We start from the raw sequence: 19,504 nt of genomic DNA on the forward strand, positions 1-19,504 counted from the left end.
GTGGTTAGAGACTCGGCCAGCGCGCCGACCGAGCCGGGCGACAACTCCTATGTCGCTCGTCGCGCCGATGTTGTTGCGTTCTCCCTGCCATCGGTACCCGAGCTCGAGATCCGCCCTCGTGTGCTGCCGGCAGTGACGATCGGTGAACTCGTCGGTGCGGGCACAGTGGAGGTACTCGAATCACCGCCCACACTCCTCCCCGTCGACACCGGAAGTCCGATGTTGAGCGCCAAGGATATTCGGGTCGGCAGGTCGCCGTCCACATCGGGCGACCCCAGCGTTCCCGGTGCGGTCACCACCCGACCCGGCGACGTCCTTGTGGTTACCGGCAGTGGCCCGACAATCGTTCGGGCATGCGCGGTTTCAGCCCTGCTTGCGCCGCGAGTGGCGCTCGTGCGGGCCAACCCGGCAGTGATCGACCACCGATTCCTCGCCGGTGTACTACAGGCCGCGGCGGACAATGACGACGGCAAGCTGCCGGATCTGTTCGCCGTGGGCTTTCCCCGCATGCCGCTCGCCGAGCAACGCCTGACAGGCGACAGCGTTGTCGAGCTGATGGCGCTCGACGACGCGTGGCGGCGTCAGTGGTCCGCGGTCGAGCGGCTGGTTCGCGAGGGAATCGCCGGGCTCGCTGGAGGTCGGCTGTCACCGGGGCCGACAACATGACGCCGCGCATCGTCGCTGGGCGATACGAACTGATCGAAATCATCGGTCGAGGTGGGATGGGGCAGGTCTATCGAGGGTTCGACCGGCAGCTCAAACGACGGATCGCGGTGAAGTTCATCCATCCCGGTCTGGCCGACAGCGAAGAGTGGGAGCGGCGCTTCGTCAGGGAAGCCGAACTGATGGCGCGAATGAGCCATCCCGGGATGCCAACCGTCTTCGACGCGGGCATCGACGCCGGTCCCCCCGAACAGCCGTTCCTGATCATGGAATACATCGACGGGATTACGCTCGACAGCGTTCTGGCCAAGCGGGGGAGCCTGTCCACCGGGGCGGTCGCATCGATTGCCGCGCAAACCGCCGCGGTGCTTGCGGAAGCTCACAGCCACAGCATCTTCCATCGCGATCTCAAGCCGTCGAATCTGATGCTCTGTCCCGATGGGACGGTGAAGGTGCTGGACTTCGGAATCGCCGTCGCGATGGACGCGAACCAGACCCGGCTGACCAGAACCGGATCGGGGATCGGGACGCCCGAGTACATGGCGCCCGAGCAGGTGCGAGGGAAAACCGTTGTGCCGCAGACTGATCTGTATTCGCTCGGGCTGGTCATGTACGAGCTGCTCACCGGGGTGCGAGCCATGCTCGGTGCTTCGGAGATCGACACCATGATCAACCAGATCAATGCGGACCCGCCGGTGGTCCACCACGCGCGCGGTGACGTACCCGAGGAGCTGAGCGTGCTGATCACGAGCATGCTCGCCAAAGATCACACGCACCGTCCGGCCGATGCGACCGCCGTGTACTCGGTGGTGATGCGTTATGTGGGCGCCTTGGACGGGCTGCATGAAAACCCCGATCCGACCAGTCCTACTCGGTTGTACGCGACAGCGGTCGGCGCTTCGGCAGCGACGAGGACGGCAGCTACCCACCATCGTCGTGCCCCGAAGTCCCCGGCAGAGTCGGACTTCACTCGTGGCGACCTCGAGCGCGCCGTTCGGCAGGCGCGCGATCTCGCCGACGAATCACGGTATGTGCCGGCCATCGGTCAGCTGAACACTGTGCTCGAAGTTGCAGTGCCGCAACTCGGTGCGCGGGATGCCGACGTTGTCGACGCTCGGGTGCGGTTGGCTGATCTGTGCATGGAGGCAGGGGATTACAAGCAGGCCATCGCTCACTACAGCGAACTGATAGACGACCTCACCGCCGAACGGGGACCGTACGACGACCAAGTGATGTTCTGCCAGCGGCAAATGGCGAACTGTCAGGTGCACAGCGGGCAGGTGCGTGCGGCGTTGACTCGATTGCGGCGGTTGCATGAGCAGTTGGCTGCTTGGCATGGGGAGGATGATCCGAGGGTGGGGCAGTTGGCTGAGATGATCGCTCAGATCCGAGCTGGGAGTCGGTGACCGGTGAAAAGGGGTGATTACGCTGCTTCCAGCTCTTTTCCATTCCAGGTGAACCGGGCCGTGGTGACGGCGTCGTTGCCATCTCCTGTGACGATCTGATGAATAGCGATTCCGGGGAGTTCGGCGTACATCCCCCATTCGTGGTCCGACGTGAGTACGAGGTCGAGGTCGAGGGCGCTGAGCAACGCGAAGATCTGGCCACGATTCACCGTGTCCACGCCGACGAATACTTCATCGAGCATGATCAGCCGTGGTGCGGTCGGGGTCGCTTCGTAATGTGCGGCAACGGCGGCGAACAGCGGCAGATGGAGTGCGATGGCCTTCTCTCCGCCGGAGAGCGCGCCGTGTAGCCGTTTGGTGAGTTCCTGGAAGTCCTCTCCCTTACCGCGATCGATCTCGACGACAAACTGGTGCCAGCTCGTGTAGTCGAAGACGCGTGACAGTTGCTGTTCCCAGGTATTCGCACTGTCGTCGGCCTTGGCTTCGTCGATGCGTTCACGCAGGAACCGGTGCAGCGCTTCGCGTTCCGCCTCGTCGATGCGGACCGGATCCTTCAGTAGCAGCTCGCGGGCGGCCTTCGTGCCCGCGGGTAGGTCCTTGCCGACTCGCCACACCAATCGCACCGCGACCTCCGACGCGGTGCGAACCTGGCCCAACCGATCGTTCATCGTCTTGACCAGCTCGTTGGCCTGGCGGATGCGCGCGGCGAGGTGCCTGCGGGTGTCGCCGGTGAGTGTTTTGTCGAACAGGGTGCGCTCGTGCTCGGTGATGTCGTTGCGGCTCTGCTCGGCTTCGGTGTGCAGGATCCGTTTCAGTTCCGCGGCGCCGACACGAACTCCGTCGATCACGGCCGTGAACACCTGGACCTCTCCGGTGTTTTCGAGTTCCAGGTCGGCCCGAGCGCTGAGCACCGCGCGGCACTCGTGGACCGAGCTGGACAGTCGGTTGAACGCATTTCCGACGCTTGTGGGGGTATGCGGAACTGTCGGCCATGCCGCGGTGAGCATCCTGGCCGCGTCGAGCGCGGCTCGCACACCATCGGACCCATCGAGGGTTTCGCGGAACTGATCGAGGTCGGTGAGTTCGGTGTCAGCGGGAAGCGTGGTGCTCGCCAAAGCTCTGAAGCGTTGTGCTGCCGTATCTCTGTTCTCGATCGCGGCGAGGTGGGCCCGACGGTCGTTGGCCGTTCGGGCCTCCCACTTGCCGACTTCGGTTCGCAAATCCCCAGAACGCGCCCTGGCCTTTTCGAGCTCGTCGTCGGTTCGGATGAGTTCCTCTCTCGATGCTGCGATCTCGGTGAGCACCACGCGGTACTCGCGACCGACCGCGTCTTCGATCGCCTGCAGCTGGCCGGTGAGGTCGACCAGTTCCGCCAGTGCGCGGCTCGCCGCGTCTCGGGAGCGCGCTGCTGCGGCATCAGCCCGATCAGCGGCCTCGGCAGCGGACCGCTCGGTCTGGCGCGCGTGCTCGAGATCGCGGACGTGGTCCAGCCAAGTGGCAGCCTGACCGTCGAACGCGCGCAGGGCCGAGCGCACAACATCGATGTTGTGCTGATCGCTCGGGAGCCCGGCGGTGGCGCTGAACGCGATGAGCGATTGCAGCGCGGACCGCACCGCCGACTCGGCCGTACGCAACCGGTCGGTGGTGTTGTGCACGGCACGATCGGCGGCGGTGACCGCGACCTGTGCGGCCAGCACTGCTGAATCCGCCTGTGCCAGTGAGCTTCTGTCGGGGCGCGTGTCGAATTCCTCGTCGATTCTGGCGCGCCGACGCGCCAGTTCCCGGATATGCTCCTCGAGTCCGTCGAGCACGGCGTCGAGCTCGCCGATCCGGCGGTCGAGGTCTGCCAGTGTTTGTGCTCGCTTGCGCGCCTGGATCTCGGCGCCGATGAATTCGGGCTCCTGCTTCGTCCAGCTGCCGACCATATTCGCGACCCGCCACCGCCCGTCGGCACCAACCGCGACCATCCCCGATTCGGGAACGGACTCGCCGAACGCGATGGACGCCAGCAGTCGATTCACCCGGCCCGTCGGCACCGCGGTCCCGTCGACCGCGACCAGCACGTCCGCCAGCGACGGTCCTGAAATCGGTTCGAGCGCGTCGGGCACGGCGAAAACATCGTGGCCGAGGACCTCGCCTCGTGGGCCGATCCAGGCATCCAGCAACCCCGCCGACTGGAGCGCTGCTTCCACCCCCACCGCTGTAGCGATGGAGATTCCGTCGGCGAAGTCGACCAGCCGCCACAGCGGGGCGCCCGCCAACGCTGATCTGTCCGTGCTTCGCCATGCGGGCGCGGCAGGTGCGATATCAGGTTGGGCCGCGACACGAGCGCGTTCGTCCTCGAGGTCTTTTCGCGCGGCTGTGGCATTCGTGTGCTCACGTCGACAATCCGACGCGGCCGACGTTACCGATTCGACAGCCGCGGTGACTGCCTGGCTCACTCGCGCGGCGAATCGTGGTTCGTTGTCGGCGGCGGCGACAAGTGTGTCGGGATCGAGCGCCAGTTCATGGCAGCCGCTCGCCCAGCGTCTGATCTCTGCGCGCAAGTCGTCGAGCGCAACTTCTCTACGCTCGGTCGAGCTGATCAGCGCTGCATCAGCCGAGCTGAAGTCGTGCCGAGCCGCCTCCACGGCGGCTTCGGCGGAAGCCCGGGCCGAGCACGCCTGTTGATGAGCTTGTATCTCGGCTTCCATCCGGCGCAGCTGGTCTTCTCTGGCTTGCACAGAATTCCGAATCACCGTGCGCGCCTTGCCGGATGTGGGATCGGTGGCGACCTCGTCCAGCACCGCGATCATCCCGCAGCGCTGTGCGCACTGCCGAGCTTCCTCCGCACTCCGATCGGTGAGTTGTATCCGGGATCGCACGGCATCAGCGGCGGTCGATCGGGCAGACGCGGCCGCCGATGCGACCTGATCATCATGCGCAGCCGCAGCTGTTGCGGCATCGGCTCGACGCTGCGCGCCGCGGCGGGTATTCCGCAGTTCGTCGAGAGTCGAGCCGACCTTGTAGGCCTCAGACTTCATCAGGCCCTCGCGGTGGGAGGTCAGCCGAGCCGACTCCCGGCGCAGGTCGAGAATCGTCTGGTCGGTGCGCGCGAGCAGATCCCTGGTTTCCACGAGCTGGGTGGCGGATCGTTTTTCCGCTTCCGAACAGCTCGACAGGTCCGTCGTCGCGCTCACGAGCTCACCGGCTTGCGCACGCATTACCTGCTGCGCGTAGGTGCGCTGCTGGCGGGCGAGTTTGCCGACCGCGGCCGCTTCGATCGCCAGCCGCTCGAGCCGCTCCCGTTGAGCATCGAGTCGCTCGAAACCCTCTGCCAGGTCGGCGATCTCGTCCTGCCCGAGCGGAGGAAGTGCCTTGGAGAGCAGGCCGGAGAGCAATCCGGGGTCGAGTCGTTGCGACAACTTCGGCATCCGAAGCTGCAACAGGGCCGTGATCAATGCGTCGTAGCGCTGTTCGGACAGGCCGGGAAACAGTGTTGTTCGCACGGCATCTCGGTAATCACCGCCGGTGTCGTGGACCGTCCCCGCGGACCCGATACGGGTATCGAGCTCCTTACGGGTGATCGGGCGGTCGGCTTCCGTCAGTACCAGCACGCCCTCTTCGCCTGCGGCGCCGATACGCTGGGTTGTGGTGAAGTAGTCCGCCTGCACACTCGGCGTTCGTGATGTCGCTTGTAGCCGCGCACCACAGGTCAGCCACTCTGCCGCCGGACCGCCACGCTGGAATTCCAGCCAGACGTAGCCGACCCGGGTCACGCCCGTTGTGCCTTCTCCCATCATGTTCCAATGCATCGTCCGCTCGCTGGTCCCGAAGGTCGACAAGCGATTGGCGCGCAGGCTGGCGTCGAAGAGGAAGGGCAACAGCAGTTCCAACGCCTTCGATTTCCCGCTACCGTTCGCGCCCCGCAGGAGCAGCCGACCGTTGTGGAATTCGAGGATCTCGTCGTAATAGCGCCACACATTGAGAATCCCCGCGCGGCTCGGCATCCAGCGCTCGACAGGCTCGACCATCAGAACTCCTCGTCGTCGGTGGTGGTTCGGACTCCGCGCACGCGGTAGCGGGCGGCAGCGGGCAGGGGGATGACCAAACCGGCGGTGGTGGTGCGGATCAGCTGGAATTCGGTGAGTGCGATGAGTGCGTCGGTGACCAATCGCGCGGGGCCGTCGGCTGCCTGGTAGGTCTTCGCCCAGCGCGGAAATCGCTCCAGCAGATTCATCGCGCGGCGACGCAACTGTTCGACGGTGGTCGGGCCGACCATCTCGTCGAGCAGCAGCAGTCCGGCGAGTTTGGCGGTGCTCGCGTCGTCGGGGAATCTCGTGTCTGTCGCGATCGCGTCCGGATCGATGAACAGGACGCCCTCGGCACGTTCCTCGAGGACGAATCCACCGAGCTCCGCGGCTTCGCGCAGGAATCTGCGGCCGGTGATCGACGTCAGGTAGCCCAGCTCGTCCGCATCGAGATCATCGAAATACAGGACTGGATCATCGACGACCCGCCGAAACACACTGTGCCGCAACCACAGATTGCGTTGCGTACTCGATACCGCATCCGCGTGTCGGCCGAGCGGCCCAGCCGCGTCACCGTACCGGGATTCCCGCGTGAGTTCACCCAGCATGGTCGGGAGCCGAAGAGCGACCTCGGCGACCGGCACGTTCAGTTGTGAAGGGCCGACCGTGATGGCGAACATCCGCAGTAGCCGCGTGACATCCACGCGGAATAGCACTTTCGCCTGCTCGGAGTCGACGTAGGCATCGGCCGTCCCGTCCACCGGGTCGAGCACGCCATACGATTCGAGAAGCCGCAGCGCGTCGACGAAAGCCCGCCGCTCCGCGCGGTTGGCGGTATCGAATCCGACGAGCACCGGATCGTTTACGGTGGCGGCGTGGACCTTGCCCGCGAGCAGACCGATCGTCGTGACGGGCGTCGTGCAGAGTTCGGCCGCGACGACACACAGCAGAACGTACCGACGCCGATCGAACGCGGTGCGTTGCGTTCGCACCCGTTTTGCGGGTCGCGTCGCGTCGGGGGCCGTGCGTACCTTGGTCAATCGGGCATAGCCGAGCCGTGGTTCGACCACCACCGCCCAACCACAGTAGTAGTCGAACCACTTGGTGATCGGATCACGGCGACGCCTGACCACATCGAAACGGTCCGGCGCGGCCGCCTCCGTGAGCATCGGCTGCGCCAGCAGATACCGAATGCCCCGACCGACATCCTCTCGTTCGGCGATCGCCAGCTGGTTGGTCAATTCGCTCATGACCGCCTCGATCCCACCGTACGGATCCGGACCCGATAATCGGGACCGCGGAAAACTCCTCGGGGTGTGCGCAATTCGGCGATCGCACCCGGATCGCCGGCGGACAGCGATATCTCGACCCGGCCGTCTGATGTCATCGATCGGCGCACACCGGCCGAATCGGGGGCGGCACCGAGCGCCCGACCGAGCAGGTCGAGTAGTCGTTCGAACATCGCGTGATCGAGGTCGACGAACTGTCCCAATGTACGTGTCTGCCCGCCGGTGTCGAGCAGGTCCCACGCTGCCAGCAGCTCCGCCCGCTCGGCAGCGGCCTTGACCGCCCGCTCCTTTCGGAGCGCGGACACATCGGGCACGGACCCCGTGCGCCCCATTCGTTCCGTTCGCCCGGCGCTGCGTAGCAGGGGAGACACTTCGACCGGCGGTGCGCTTGCCCAGGACGCGGAGTAGCTGACCAGCTCGGGATCGGGGTGGGTCAGATGGGCATGCCGAGCCGAGCCGAGGCCGAATGCCGTCGACCACAACCGGTGCAGGTCGTCTTCCTCGGGCAGCACCGTGAACCAACGGGCCAGCTCACGAAAGTCGGCCACCGCGCTGCTGGCGCGGCGACGAGACTCGGTAAGCCGGTCGAGAACCTGAAGCAAGGTGATGATCGCGCGCCGCCCGACCTGACGCAGTTGGTCGATTCGGGGTGGAGAATCATCGATCGGCAGAAACCACGCCCGCAGTCCCTCCCACCGGGCTCGGCGCTGTTCGAGCCAGGCCGGGGCGGGATCGGTCCCGCCGAGGGTCGGCAGTTCCGCGCCACGCAGTGCACGCTGGTGCATGCGGGAAACCCCGAAGTCCTCGACGGCCTGGATGCGGTTCGCGATGACATGACTGCGACGATCGATGTCGTTGAGAAACTCCTGCAGGTAGGCGACTGTAGCCGCTTTCACCTCATGGAAAACCGCCAAGTCGACGCCTTCTGCACGCAACAGCCGCTGCAACTCACCATTGAACTGCTTGGTATTGGTTCGCAGCCCTTCCAGATGCGATTCGAGTTCGAACGCGACGGTGAAAATTCGTTTGTCCGAACCGCTGTCGAGTTCGCGTACGAGGTCGGCCAACCGGTCACCGATGGCGTCGAGCACTGCGGTCTGCAACGCACCGGAAGAGGTCAGCACCGAAATCGCGTGCACGACACCGGCAAAGGCGGCCTCGCCCTGTTTGGTCAGCGAATAGAGCAGGTTGCGGCGTTCGTAATCCAGTGCGGTCCGATAATTCTCGGAATGGTTCTGAACGACATCGATCAGGTTCCATTGACGCATCCGCTCGAGCGAAGCGGCCAGGTCGTCGTCGGCGATCGCCTCCACAAAGCCGACCGCGTCGAGCCGCCGACGCAGGTCGTCGAGGCTGAGAGCGGTCTCCAAACGTTCGTTGGCCTCGCCGAATGCCTGGAGGACTGCCATGTAGAGCCCGGAGCGGTCGACAGTCGTGAATCGGAACATGTCCGCCGGTACACGAATCGGGTCCATCACGTTGCCTCTCCTGCAGTTGCCGGCAACGATAGACGCGGCCACCGACAACTACGGTACGAGATCGGCGAGCAACGTTTCGATGACGCGTTCCTCCGGAACCGATACGCCGAGGCGATTCATCTCGACCGCCAGCGCGTCGTCCCATGGCACTCCGGTGACCCGCCCGACGCCAGGCCCATCGGTCACCGCGGCGAGATAGTCCCGGCAGCTCATCCGCCACGGCCGTGCACCGACACGGGCCACGACGTGCGCCGCGATCCGCAGCCCTTCGCCATCGAAATCCCCGTGATAGTTCAGTCGGGCGCCCGACTGACTCAGCAGGTCGAGCAACCTGATTCCGGCGCTGTTCGGCCAGCCGGCGGTGCACACCATCGGGGGACAGGCACGGCCGAACCGCCGCACCGCGACTGCCAGCACACTCGGGTTCTCCACAACCGCCACCATCGGCGGCGCATCATCGAGGGAGGCCACCGTGCGCAGTTGCTGCAACGTCACCGACGCCGCCAGCGCGCCTTCGGCGCACACCTGCAACATCTTCCCGAGGGTTCCGCCCCGGTCCAGGCCGCCCATACCGGCGACGAGCACTGTGGAGGACAATTCGTCATCGGCTACGCCGGCCGACATCCACAGTTGGCGTAGCTCGCCGGAATCGGCGGGAACAGGGCGGCCGTGCATCACCGCCAGGGCCCGAATCACCATTCCCTGCAGGCGAGTTCCGTCATCGAGGGCGTGTGGGTCGTCCAGCGTTTGGTCGGCGAAGACCGGCAACGGCTGCCCCTGTGCGGGGATCGCGCGCAGGACGCGCAACGCCTGTTCCAGCATCGTTCGCGTCCGCGTGACCGACTGCTCGATGACCCCCGCTCGCTCCATCGCCGCCGCCCAGTCCGCCAGCACCGGCTGTGCCTCGATGACCGGATGCCGCGCGAGCCACCCCCACAGTTCCTGTCGTTCCAGCGCCCTGGCCGTCCGCACTGCCGACCGGTTCTCGATCGGCCCGACTGTCTGCTCGACCACCTCGCGCCCGGACAGACCCGTCAGGTCGACCAGCACGGCGTCGAGCTGTGCGCAACTGACGGTATGTGTTTCACCCGGCAGCGCAGCCATCCCGAACAGGTCGGCCAGTGCCGTCCGCTGAGCTACGGACATTCCGCAGACTTTGACCGAGGCCACCGGTCGCCCAGTGCCGAGACGGTGGTGCAGCGCCCGCCACAAGGGCAGTAGGTCTTCGGACAACGCCGCAACCGCAATCCTCATCGAGCCCATCGCGGTAACGATAGCGATCGTTCGCACGAGGTGGCAGAACTGCTGGGCACACGTGCTCGTGTGATCCCCCGGAGTGTGAGAGTTCTCTGCAATGGTTGGGTCCCGTGGTCGGGAGATCCGGCCGATCGGTCACCGAGACCATTGTGATGTGCTTGTCCTACAAGCTAATTCGGTGACTCTCGAGGTGGCTGAGGATGGATTGGTTGGCTTCCCAACCGTCGGGGAATTTGACCGGGACGCCCAGGTGGACCAGTTCTGTGGAGGGGTAGGCGTCGAGTAGCTCGGCGATGCCGGCTCGGGCGACGACGATGCAGGCGTGGCGGTGACGGGACGTGAGGACACACAACCGCCCGGCTTCGAGGTGGAAGGAGCTGGCGTCGCGGCGGCCCGACAATGGGTGGAGGACGATGGTGATGTCGTATTCGCGGCCCTGGAGGCGGTTGGCAGTGTCGACGGTGACCGGTTCGGCGAGGGTGCCTCGGAGGGCTAGGCGGATGGCTTCGGCCTGGTCTCGGTGGGCGGTGCCGATGGCTAGGCGGTCGGCGGTGACGGGGTGGGTGCCCTGTTCGGAGGTGGCGGTGGCGCCTCGTTCGAGGATGCGAACGGCCAGAGAGGCTATGGCGGATACCGCTTCTCGGTCGGTGCGGAGGGTGTTGCGGGCGGGGAGTTCGTAGAGGGCCCAGCCGTGGTCGGCTGCTTCGTCGAGGCAGCGGTCCAGGGGGGTGCGCAGGCCGTGGGTGACGTAGGAGAGTTGGCGGGTGCCGGGGGCGGTGCCTGCGGTGAAGGGGGTGAAGGGGTAGAAGGCGGCGGAGATGACGTCGGCGGCGCTGGTGGGGAGGCGCCAAGAGACGGGGAGGCGGTGGATGGGGATGTGGCGGTCGCGGTTGTTGGCGAGCATGACGGGGACGGCGCTGCGGGTGGGGTCCCAGTCCAGGCCTGCCCAGCGGTCGGATTCGACGGTGGCGAAGGGGTCGAGTTGGCCGGGGTCGCCGACGAAGAGGCCGCGGTCGAAGCGGCCTGCGATGCGGAGGAGCATTTCGGAGCGCATCTGGTAGGCCTCGTCGACGATGGCGTGTTCCCAGGTGCCCTCGGTGAGGGTGGCCCATTTGGCGGCGGTGCCGATGAGGATCGTGCGGTCGGCGAGGTCGTCGACTTTGGCGGCGGCGCGGACGTTCGGGAGGTCGATGCGGTCGCTGGGGCGGTAGTCCTGGGCGGAGAGGCGGCCGATGGGGAGGTCGGGGTGGGCGGCTGCCAGGCGGGCGATGAGGTCGTCGACCTGTTCGTTGGTTTGGGCGACGATCATGCGCTGGGTGCCGTCTTGGGCGAGCTGACCGGCGGCCTTCACGACGAGGGTGGATTTGCCCGCGCCGGGGGGTGAGTCGACGACGATCGCCTTGTGGGAGGTGTCGGCCAGGTCGGTGAGGATGTTGCTGACGGTGGTATCAGCGGCGTGTGCGGCGGACATCAGTTCTCCTCATCGGTTTCCGGTGGGCCGCCGTGGGTCCAGGGAGTTTCCTCCGGGGGCGGGAGGGTGGCGGCGCGGAAATTGCCGTTGGGGCCGAAGCGGGCCAAGACGATGCGGTCACCTTCGACGTTCACCGTTCCTTCGGCGGGAGCCTTTGCGCTGCGGCCCATTCCGCCGCTGAGTTCGAGCACGATCACGTCGTCGTCGACCTCGATAACCTTGGCTTGCTGGTTCTTGACGGCGGCGTTGTGCAGTGATTCGCCGGCAATAGGTGTGAAGGGGTCTGTCGTTGTCACGCGGAGCAAGGGGCGCAGCACGCTTTTGCCCTTGTCGCTCAGCGTGGTTCGGGTGGGCTCGGAGTCGATGACAGTGGCCAGACAGGCCTCGCCTGCCAGTCGGCGCTCGAGCATGACGTAGGGATCGTCGTAAGCCATTGCGGCGGTTAGTCGTTCGAGTGCCTGTTCACGGGCGAGCAGTCGCCGGACGGCGGAGGTGGGGGAATCACGCCGGGACTGGGCCTGGGTTTCGGCGATTTCGGTGAAGTAGGAGAAGGAGCGCACATCCTCGGCCCAGCGGGCAGCCACACTGGCTCCTTCGGGCAGCGTGCGCAAGAGCGAAATGCCTTGCCACATCAGCTCCCACGTCGGTTCCAGCTGTGTTCGCAGGGCCTGTTCGAGGCGCTGGACGGCACGGGTGCGGGCGATGTCGTCGGCAGCCGCGTCGTAGGCGTTGATGAGTGGGGCGAGGACGACATTGTCGAAGCCGGGATCGGTGGCCGGACCGGCCGGCGGGCAGATGGTCGGGTCCTCGGCGCGGGCCGCGGCTTCGGGGCCGGTCAGGTTGTCGGGCGGTGCGATCCAGCCGAGGAGAGCGGTGAGGTTGGCGTCCTCGAGAGCGGATTGCCCGGTGATCCAGTGCGTGGACAGGTGTGACGTGAGGGGTGCGAGGGCGGTCGAACCAGGATGTTCGGCGCGGTCGCAGTACCAGGTGAGCCACCGGCCGACGAGCGGGATGGCGGGGGAGACGGCGTCGTCGCCTTCGGTGCGGCGGAAGCGCAGGGACCGTCCGAGGAGTTTCAAGAAGGTGACGGCGGCCTGGTTGGGCACCCAGATCTGCGGGGCGTCGACACAGCGGTCGATGGTCTCGTTGGTCTTCTTGTCGATCACGACCGGTTCGGTGTCGTCGGCGTGGCGGTCGATGTGGGGGAGCAGGATCGCCGCCAGTTCCTCGGCGAACCGCAGGCGCAGGACGCGGTCGCGGGGCTGCGGGACGATGAGAAGCCTCGCCTCGTCATGGTGGGCGCCGACCAGCACTGCCAGCGGTGCCGCCGCCTCGCCCGCGAGATGCAGTGGGATGAGGACGAGGGGCTGCTCGGCGAGGTGACAGTGGCGGACGGTCGCGGTCGGCACGGCGCGGCCGGCGTCGACCGCCTCTACTTTCGCCAGTGCGGACAGCACACTCACGCGATCTCCTGACGCAGACGGTGCGCGGTACGGAGCAGTTCGGCGATGTCGACCTGGTCTTCCGTGGGAGTGCGCGAACCACGGGCCAGAGTGAGGACGTCGTCGATATTGTGCAGTCCGCCGAGCTCGTCGCGAACGCCGCGACCGAGGGCGTCGACGGAGCCGCAGGCACGGGCTTCGGAGCGGCAGAGGAAGCCGAGTTCGCACGTGGAGATGCATTCGGGGGCGAAGCGGGCGGGGATCGCGGAGATCACCTCGTCCAGTTGCGGGCCGGGTTCGAAAGTCGCCCCGGGCGGGACCAGTTCGACGAGTGACTCGATCGACGTCAGCCGGGACAACTGGCGCGAGACGACGGACAGTTGATTGCGCAGGTCGACGAACGTCGCGGTGGGACGGTTCGAGAAGTCCTTCGTGCACACCAGGATCGCGTTGTGGGACACGAGCTTTTCGGGGTCAGCACCCAAATCCTCGAGCAGGCGCCGCAACGCGATCACGTACACCGCGGACTGGCGCGCCGCGGCCGCGACCTGTGCGGGGTCGGCCTGGCCGTCGATCATGGGGAACGACTTGATCTCGACGATGTGGAACTTGCCCTCGATCTGCAGGGCGACTAGATCCGGCTCGAGGTAGGCGAGCGCACCGGCGATGTCCAGGCGCAGCATCGGGTGGTCGAACAGGGTGCCTTCACCGGTGTCGAGCGCCTGCCCGAGCAGTTGGCGCGTGCGCTGATACCGCACCGCGTTGCCGGCGTTCTCGCCGACCGCGTCGAGGTTGTGATAGGCCACTTCGGGGATGGTCAGGCCGAGGACGTCACGCAGGAGTGCGAGCAGGTCGGCGCAACCGTTCGCCTTCACCATCGACTCGAAGGCGTTGCCGCGCGTAATGGCGAACGACGACTGGCCGTACTGCGGCGGATAGCCGAGTTCCCGTGCGACAACGGCCTTGTCGACAGCCGCGGCATCGAGCAGTGCGCGGCGGGCGCAGCCGGGGTTCGCGGTGAGCGCGGCGATGGTCCGGGCGTTGTGACGGATCGAGGGGGCTTCGCCGCGCAGCTCCTGCAGGCGGGCCGAAAGCTCTTTCATCCCATCTCTTTTCGTGTGGCGGCCAGGCTCAGCCGGGTGCCGAACAGTTGGGCGGGCTGATCGAGCTGCTGTGCCGCCCTGGTCGCGGCCTGTTGCCGCTGGAATGCGTCGTCTTCTTCATGGACCGCGAGTTCGCGTTGCGCGGCGGTCTTCACGTCCTCGGCATCGATGGAATCGGGGGTGCCTGTTACGCCGGGGATGGAGTTTGCCAGGCGCCACATCAGGCGGATGCCGTCCGGTGAAATGTCCGGCTGGCCTCTGACGTGGTCGGCTAGTCGGATCGCCGAGGTCAGCAGGTTCACTCGGGGACTGAGGGGCCCGATCATGCGTTGGGGGAGTGTCCAGCTGCTCAGGGCGAGGAGTCCGCGTGCCGGAGCGAGGAGGTCGGTGGTGAGTGCTGCGCAGATGTAGTACGGGCGCGCGAAAGGTGCGGCGCGGAAGGAACGTTCCTCGTCGCGGCGCAAGCTCGTCAGCCGTGCGGGGGCCAGGTCGCCGGAGAAGAAGGCGGTGTGGACCTGCATCACCAATTTCGGTGCCGACGGTGCGCCGAGCAGGGTGAGTGCGCGGTGAACATGCTCGCGCACCGGAACATTCGGGTCCGGGGTCGGTGCTTCGCCGGGGCCGAGAACTGCTTCGTCCCACTCGGTTTCGACCGCGCGCAGCTCATTGCGCAACTGGCGGGCAGCCAGGCGGTCGCCGGCGGAGACGGCGCGTCTGACGGCTGCGCGTAGTTCGTTGATGCGGGCTTCCAGCAGCTCCGCAGCTTCTGACATGGGGCCGAGGGTAAGTGGAAGTTCCAGTGGTGTCCAGTATTTTCCAGTAACTATCGGTCAGTTGCTCGGGATCGATTGCTTGACAGCGCCGATCGAGGCCATGCAGCGGCTTATGATTCACGTATCAGCCTTGTGCGCTGCGCAAAGGCACAGAAGCGAGGGGAACGCTTTGGCGGGGACAGCTGCACCGGCACCGTTGGTGGACAGAATCGATGAGCTCGCGATGTTACTGAACACTGTCGATCGCTCGGTCGAGGAACGCCAGCTGAGCGTCATCGTCCTGCGCGGTGAGGCCGGGGTGGGGAAGACGAGTTTGTTGACTCGCTTCGCACACGAAGCGGCAGCCCGGCACCAGGACGCACACCTGCTCACCGGTTACGGCCAGGCAATGCTGAATTCACTGGCCTCGGACTCGTTCCAGGCGGTGCGTGAGTGCCTGAGATCGATGGCGTCCTCGGCGCAACGATCCGGATCGCCCACCCGCTGGCAACGAATCACCCAGTCGTTCAAGGAGAATGCGCCCGATTGGATCGAATCGGTGCCGGTGGTCGGACAGGTGCTTGCCGCGGGCGTGCGAACGGGGCAGTCCTATGCGGCGAGCGGCGGCGGGGAGCGCACGGAGATGGACAGCCGTCTTGACCAACTGCTGCTGCTCATCGAGGACATCGTCACGGATGCTCCGCTGCTGATGGTCCTCGACGACCTCCATTGGGCGGATACGGCCACCATCGACCTTCTGACGACGATCGCGCTGAGAGTCAAGGGCCCACTCGTCCTCGTCTTGGCGTATCGCTCCGATCAATTGAAATCGGCCGACGAAACACATCCCTTGCAACGCACAGTCTTTCGCTTGTGCCGATATCTGCCTGATACCCAGGTCATCGACTTGCCGCGTTTGTCGCCCGAGGACACCGAGGAACTGGTCCGGCGAACGGTGGCAGGTCCGCGGATCGCGCCACACGCGGTGTCGAGGATCGTCCGGATGAGTGCGGGTAATCCATTGTTCGCGGAGTCGTTGGCGCGTGTGGATCACCGTAGCGGGCATCAACCGCCGCGACAGATCACAGCGGTTATCGAGGACCGCCTTTCCTACCTCACTGCCGAGGATCAGCGGCTGCTCGAAACGGCAGCGTTGATCGGCTACAACTTCGAAGTCGACTACCTCGCCGAACTGGCCCGGCTCGATGTGGACGATGTGTTCGAGCGGTTGCACGTGTTGTTCGACGAGCACGATCTGGTCCGTCCCGCGGATGTGCGAAACGACTACGACCGGTACCGGATTCATCATCCGCTGTTCGCGCAGGTGCTGCGTGAGCGTGGCGTGGCGAACGGACCTCGGTGGCGGCGCCACCACGCCAAACTGCTGCAGATTCTCGAGGCCGAGCAAGACTGGGACGACGAGATGTGGGTGCGTGCGACAGCCGTCGCCGTCGAAGCGCGCAACCGTGCGAAGGCCGGATCGTTGGCGTTGCAGGCGGCTCGACGTCAGTTCGCGCTCGGAGCAGTCTCCAAGGCGCGTGACCTCGCCCGAATCGCGGTCGAGCACACGCCGAGCTTCGATGCCCACGCCTTGCTCGCCGAATGCCTGTCCGCCGGTGGCGATCACGTGGCAGGAGTCGATGCTTGTGTAGCGGCTCTCGACCTCGCCGAATCAACGACAGTAGATGCGTCGACCTTGGCACACGTGCGACTGCTGTGGGCGCGCAATCTCCGAATGACCTGCCGCTGGACACAGGCCGTCGAAGTACTCGACCAGTTGGCTGCCGCGTACCCGGAACCCAGCGAGTTCCTCGCGGAGACGTTGAATCTCTATGCCGAGGTCGCGCTGTGCGGTCCGGTTCAGGACAGTGCGCGATGCATCGAGCTCTGCGACCAGGTGGCGGTGATGTCCGCGGACCCCGAGGTGCAGTCTCGGGCGTTCGGCCATCGAGGGCTGGCGCACCTGACCGCGTATCAGCCGATGGAAGCCGAACAATGGTTGCAGAAGGCGATCGATGTCGCGGTTGCCGCCGATCACCCCTACGCCGAATACGAGGCGGTGCACTGGCTCAGCAAGAAGACGATGGCGTGCATGGAACTCGAGCGGTCCGCTCAGCTACTCGCTCAATTGCGCGAGATGTCGCAGACGTCCGGGGTTGCCAGCGAGAACCCGCCACACGTCCGCGACCTCAGCCGTGTGCTGGGGCTGATGGGAGAGTTCCCCAATGCTGCGAACGCTTTCGCGGTGTTCACCGATCTCAGCCAGGTGTCCGCGGCGGGGCGTGTATCGACGACATTGGCATGTCAGCTGTCCGAGATCGAGTGGCTGCACGGTTCGGGTGCGGCAGCTGTCTTTCTCGACGAGTTGTGCAGAGCGGCCGATGAAGACTTCCTGATGGTGGAATCGCGAGAACTGCTGCGCCGTTTGGTGGATGAACTCCGGGAGCGGCCGGCGATCTGGGATCCCGTGCACTATGCGATCAGCGAGTTGGGGGTGTCCGACGACCATGCACGAGCCGCCGACGCCATCTTCCGGTTCGATGTTCCGAGCTTGGCTCAACTGCGCGCGGGGCTGCAATGAAACCCGCTGCGGCAGCTGAGTTCCCACTGGCTGCCAGGCTTACGCAGTTCAATCACGCTTCGTACGGGCTCAGCTCCTTGCGCGTGATCGAACAGGGAGAACGGCTTCGGCGTCGGATCGAATCCGACCCGACTGTGCACTTGGGGTCCGAGTTGACCGATCGGCTCCTGGCGCAGACCACGAAGGTGGCTCGGACCGAGGGATTGGCCGAAGAACGAATGACGCTGTGCACCAATGCAACGTCGGGCGCTGCTGCGATCATCGATTCGGTTCCGCTGTCTGCGAACAGTACGGTAGTCGTCCTCGATGTCGAGTACTCGTCGATACGCCGTGCCTGGGAGATCGCCTGTTCGAAAGCCGGGGCAGCTTTCGTGCCGGTGCCGGTGCCGGTGCCATTCGAATCCGCTGCTGACCTATTGTCGGCACTCGATGCACGCACCCCGGAGCGAGTCGACTACCTGCAGGTCAGCGCGATCACTTCCTCGACCGCGATACATCTGCCGGTCGCGGAACTCGGTGATTGGGTGGTGCAGCGTGGTGGCCGCCTCATCGTGGATGCGGCACACTGCCCCGGACACATTCCGGTGGAACCAGACAATTGGAAGGCCTCGGCGGTCTTCGGCACCCTGCACAAGTGGTATCCGACCCTCAGGCCGGTTGGCTTCCTATGGCTCACACCAGAATTCGACGCTCTCATCCGACCGGCCGAGGTGTCGCTGACATGGGATTCCACGAACCTCGTCGAGCGCTTCTCCTGGCCTGGCACATTCGATCCGGTTCCACGGCTCTGCGTCGACATCGCCTTCGAGCAGTGGCGTGAATGGCGAACTGAGGGCCTGCTCGAACAGTGCCGGACATTGGCGGACTCAGCGGAGAATTCGCTGGCAGGGGTCGGCGCCAGATGTACGGCATCACCAGAATTTCAGCCGCCCCGGCTGCGTGCTTTCGTTCTGGACGGAGCCGACCCAGCCGAGGTGAAGAACTCGCTGATGGGCGACGAGGTCCGGGCATGGGTCGGGCAAGGAGCGCAGGGAGAATGCCTGTTGCGTTTGGCAACGCATATCTACAACGACGAGAACGACGTCGACCGTGTCACCCACCGAATCAAGGAGGTGCTGTCTCGATGAACGTCCCGACAATCCCCGAACGGCTGGAAGCGGCGATCATCTTCCTGCGCGGAGAGGAGGACGGACGTGCCTGGCTCGGTGCGTTGCCCGACCAGCTCGGTGACTACGCGGCGCGGTGGGGACTCGAGCTGCACACCATCGCCGAGAACGGCGCGATGTCGTGCTGTGTCTTCTGTACGGAGGTGGAGACCGGTCGTGCCGCCGTGCTCAAGATTCCCGTCGATCTGGAGGCCGGCAACACCGAAACGCGGATGATCGAGCGGTGGGCCGTCGGCGGTGCCGCACCCACCGTTCTGCAGCACGACACCGAGACCGGGGTCTTCCTGATGACCCGGATCGTCCCTGGCACCGTCGCTTGGCCAGGTGCTGATCCGGCCGAATCGGACAAGTTCGCCACGCTGCTCAGCAGGCTCAACGCTCCCGACCTGCCGGAGCCGCCGGTGCTGAAGGACATCGCCGATATCGCGGAGATGCGAATGGGCTGGGCCAGAGAACGATTCGATGATCCGAAGTTCGCGGACTCGATCGAACGTATCGACGGCAAACGGCACCTTGCGTCCGCGCAGCGCGTGCTCGAAAAGTTGTTGAGTACTACGGGACGACGGCATGTGCTCCATGCCGATCTGCAGGCCAAGAACATCTTGCAAGGCCCTGACCTCTGGTACACGATCGACCCGTTGGGGGCAGTCGGAGATGTCAACGCTGAAGCCGCGTTGTGGGTGGCAATTCAGGACGGGCCGCGCACTATCTCCGAGCGGCTCGATGATCTCGCTCACCATCCACTACTGACGCCGAGCCGCTTGCAAGCGTGGACCTATGTCTTCGCGGTCGCGGAGTATCGACCCTACTTGCCTGCTTCAGGGGAACGAATCGAGCGATTCATCGCTCTCGGAGCTCCGGCAATTGACACCGTCTGACCTGCGAA

General features: G+C 65.5%; 13 protein-coding genes. 5 read left to right on the forward strand and 8 right to left on the reverse strand.

The window, feature by feature from the left end:
* Both LDL21_RS26270 and LDL21_RS26275 read left to right on the forward strand, forming a co-directional pair.
* Entirely contained in the window at positions 1–666 is a 666-nt protein-coding gene (locus LDL21_RS26270; RefSeq protein WP_225282174.1) for a hypothetical protein, read from the forward strand.
* A complete protein-coding gene (locus LDL21_RS26275) occupies positions 663–2,069 on the forward strand; it encodes a serine/threonine-protein kinase (RefSeq protein ID WP_225282175.1) in 1,407 nt (468 codons plus the stop codon). The genes LDL21_RS26270 and LDL21_RS26275 overlap by 4 nt, the downstream gene beginning before the upstream one ends.
* Positions 2,070–2,086: 17 nt before the next feature.
* Here LDL21_RS26275 and LDL21_RS26280 read toward each other — a convergent pair whose 3' ends face one another.
* From LDL21_RS26280 to LDL21_RS26315, 8 genes are all read right to left on the reverse strand, one after another.
* Entirely contained in the window at positions 2,087–6,082 is a 3,996-nt protein-coding gene (locus LDL21_RS26280) for a TIGR02680 family protein (RefSeq protein WP_225282176.1), read from the reverse strand.
* Positions 6,082–7,329, reverse strand: coding sequence for a TIGR02678 family protein (locus LDL21_RS26285; protein ID WP_225282177.1), 1,248 nt, complete (start codon positions 7,327–7,329; stop codon positions 6,082–6,084). Before LDL21_RS26285 ends, LDL21_RS26280 begins: the two co-directional genes overlap by 1 nt.
* Positions 7,326–8,843: a TIGR02677 family protein gene (locus LDL21_RS26290; protein WP_225282178.1), complete on the reverse strand. Its 1,518-nt coding sequence runs from the start codon at positions 8,841–8,843 to the stop codon at positions 7,326–7,328. Before LDL21_RS26290 ends, LDL21_RS26285 begins: the two co-directional genes overlap by 4 nt.
* A gap of 51 nt (positions 8,844–8,894) precedes the next feature.
* Complete coding sequence (locus LDL21_RS26295) at positions 8,895–10,109, reverse strand: TIGR02679 family protein (protein ID WP_308017173.1); 1,215 nt, start codon at positions 10,107–10,109, stop codon at positions 8,895–8,897.
* A 157-nt stretch (positions 10,110–10,266) separates the two neighbouring features.
* A complete protein-coding gene (locus tag LDL21_RS26300) occupies positions 10,267–11,574 on the reverse strand; it encodes an AAA domain-containing protein (RefSeq protein WP_225282179.1) in 1,308 nt (435 codons plus the stop codon).
* Positions 11,574–13,037 (reverse strand): hypothetical protein, encoded by a 1,464-nt coding sequence (locus LDL21_RS26305; protein WP_225282180.1) that lies wholly within the window; start codon positions 13,035–13,037, stop codon positions 11,574–11,576. Before LDL21_RS26305 ends, LDL21_RS26300 begins: the two co-directional genes overlap by 1 nt.
* Positions 13,034–14,119, reverse strand: a complete 1,086-nt coding sequence (locus LDL21_RS26310; protein ID WP_225282181.1) for a hypothetical protein — start codon at positions 14,117–14,119, stop codon at positions 13,034–13,036. The genes LDL21_RS26305 and LDL21_RS26310 overlap by 4 nt, the downstream gene beginning before the upstream one ends.
* Positions 14,116–14,892 carry a hypothetical protein gene (locus LDL21_RS26315; RefSeq protein WP_225282182.1) on the reverse strand — a complete coding sequence of 259 codons (777 nt, stop codon included), beginning with the start codon at positions 14,890–14,892 and terminating at the stop codon, positions 14,116–14,118. Before LDL21_RS26315 ends, LDL21_RS26310 begins: the two co-directional genes overlap by 4 nt.
* Before the next feature lie 79 nt (positions 14,893–14,971).
* On the opposite strand from LDL21_RS26315, the gene LDL21_RS26320 reads away from it, so the two are divergent.
* From LDL21_RS26320 to LDL21_RS26330, 3 genes are all read left to right on the forward strand, one after another.
* A complete protein-coding gene (locus LDL21_RS26320; RefSeq protein ID WP_225282183.1) occupies positions 14,972–17,452 on the forward strand; it encodes an ATP-binding protein in 2,481 nt (826 codons plus the stop codon).
* A gap of 83 nt (positions 17,453–17,535) precedes the next feature.
* Positions 17,536–18,579 (forward strand): aminotransferase class V-fold PLP-dependent enzyme, encoded by a 1,044-nt coding sequence (locus tag LDL21_RS26325; protein WP_225282184.1) that lies wholly within the window; start codon positions 17,536–17,538, stop codon positions 18,577–18,579.
* Positions 18,576–19,496, forward strand: a complete 921-nt coding sequence (locus LDL21_RS26330; protein WP_225282185.1) for an aminoglycoside phosphotransferase family protein — start codon at positions 18,576–18,578, stop codon at positions 19,494–19,496. Before LDL21_RS26325 ends, LDL21_RS26330 begins: the two co-directional genes overlap by 4 nt.
* Positions 19,497–19,504 lie beyond the last annotated feature (8 nt).

It is taken from the genome of Nocardia rosealba (assembly GCF_020216065.1).
Lineage (GTDB): Bacteria > Actinomycetota > Actinomycetes > Mycobacteriales > Mycobacteriaceae > Nocardia > Nocardia rosealba.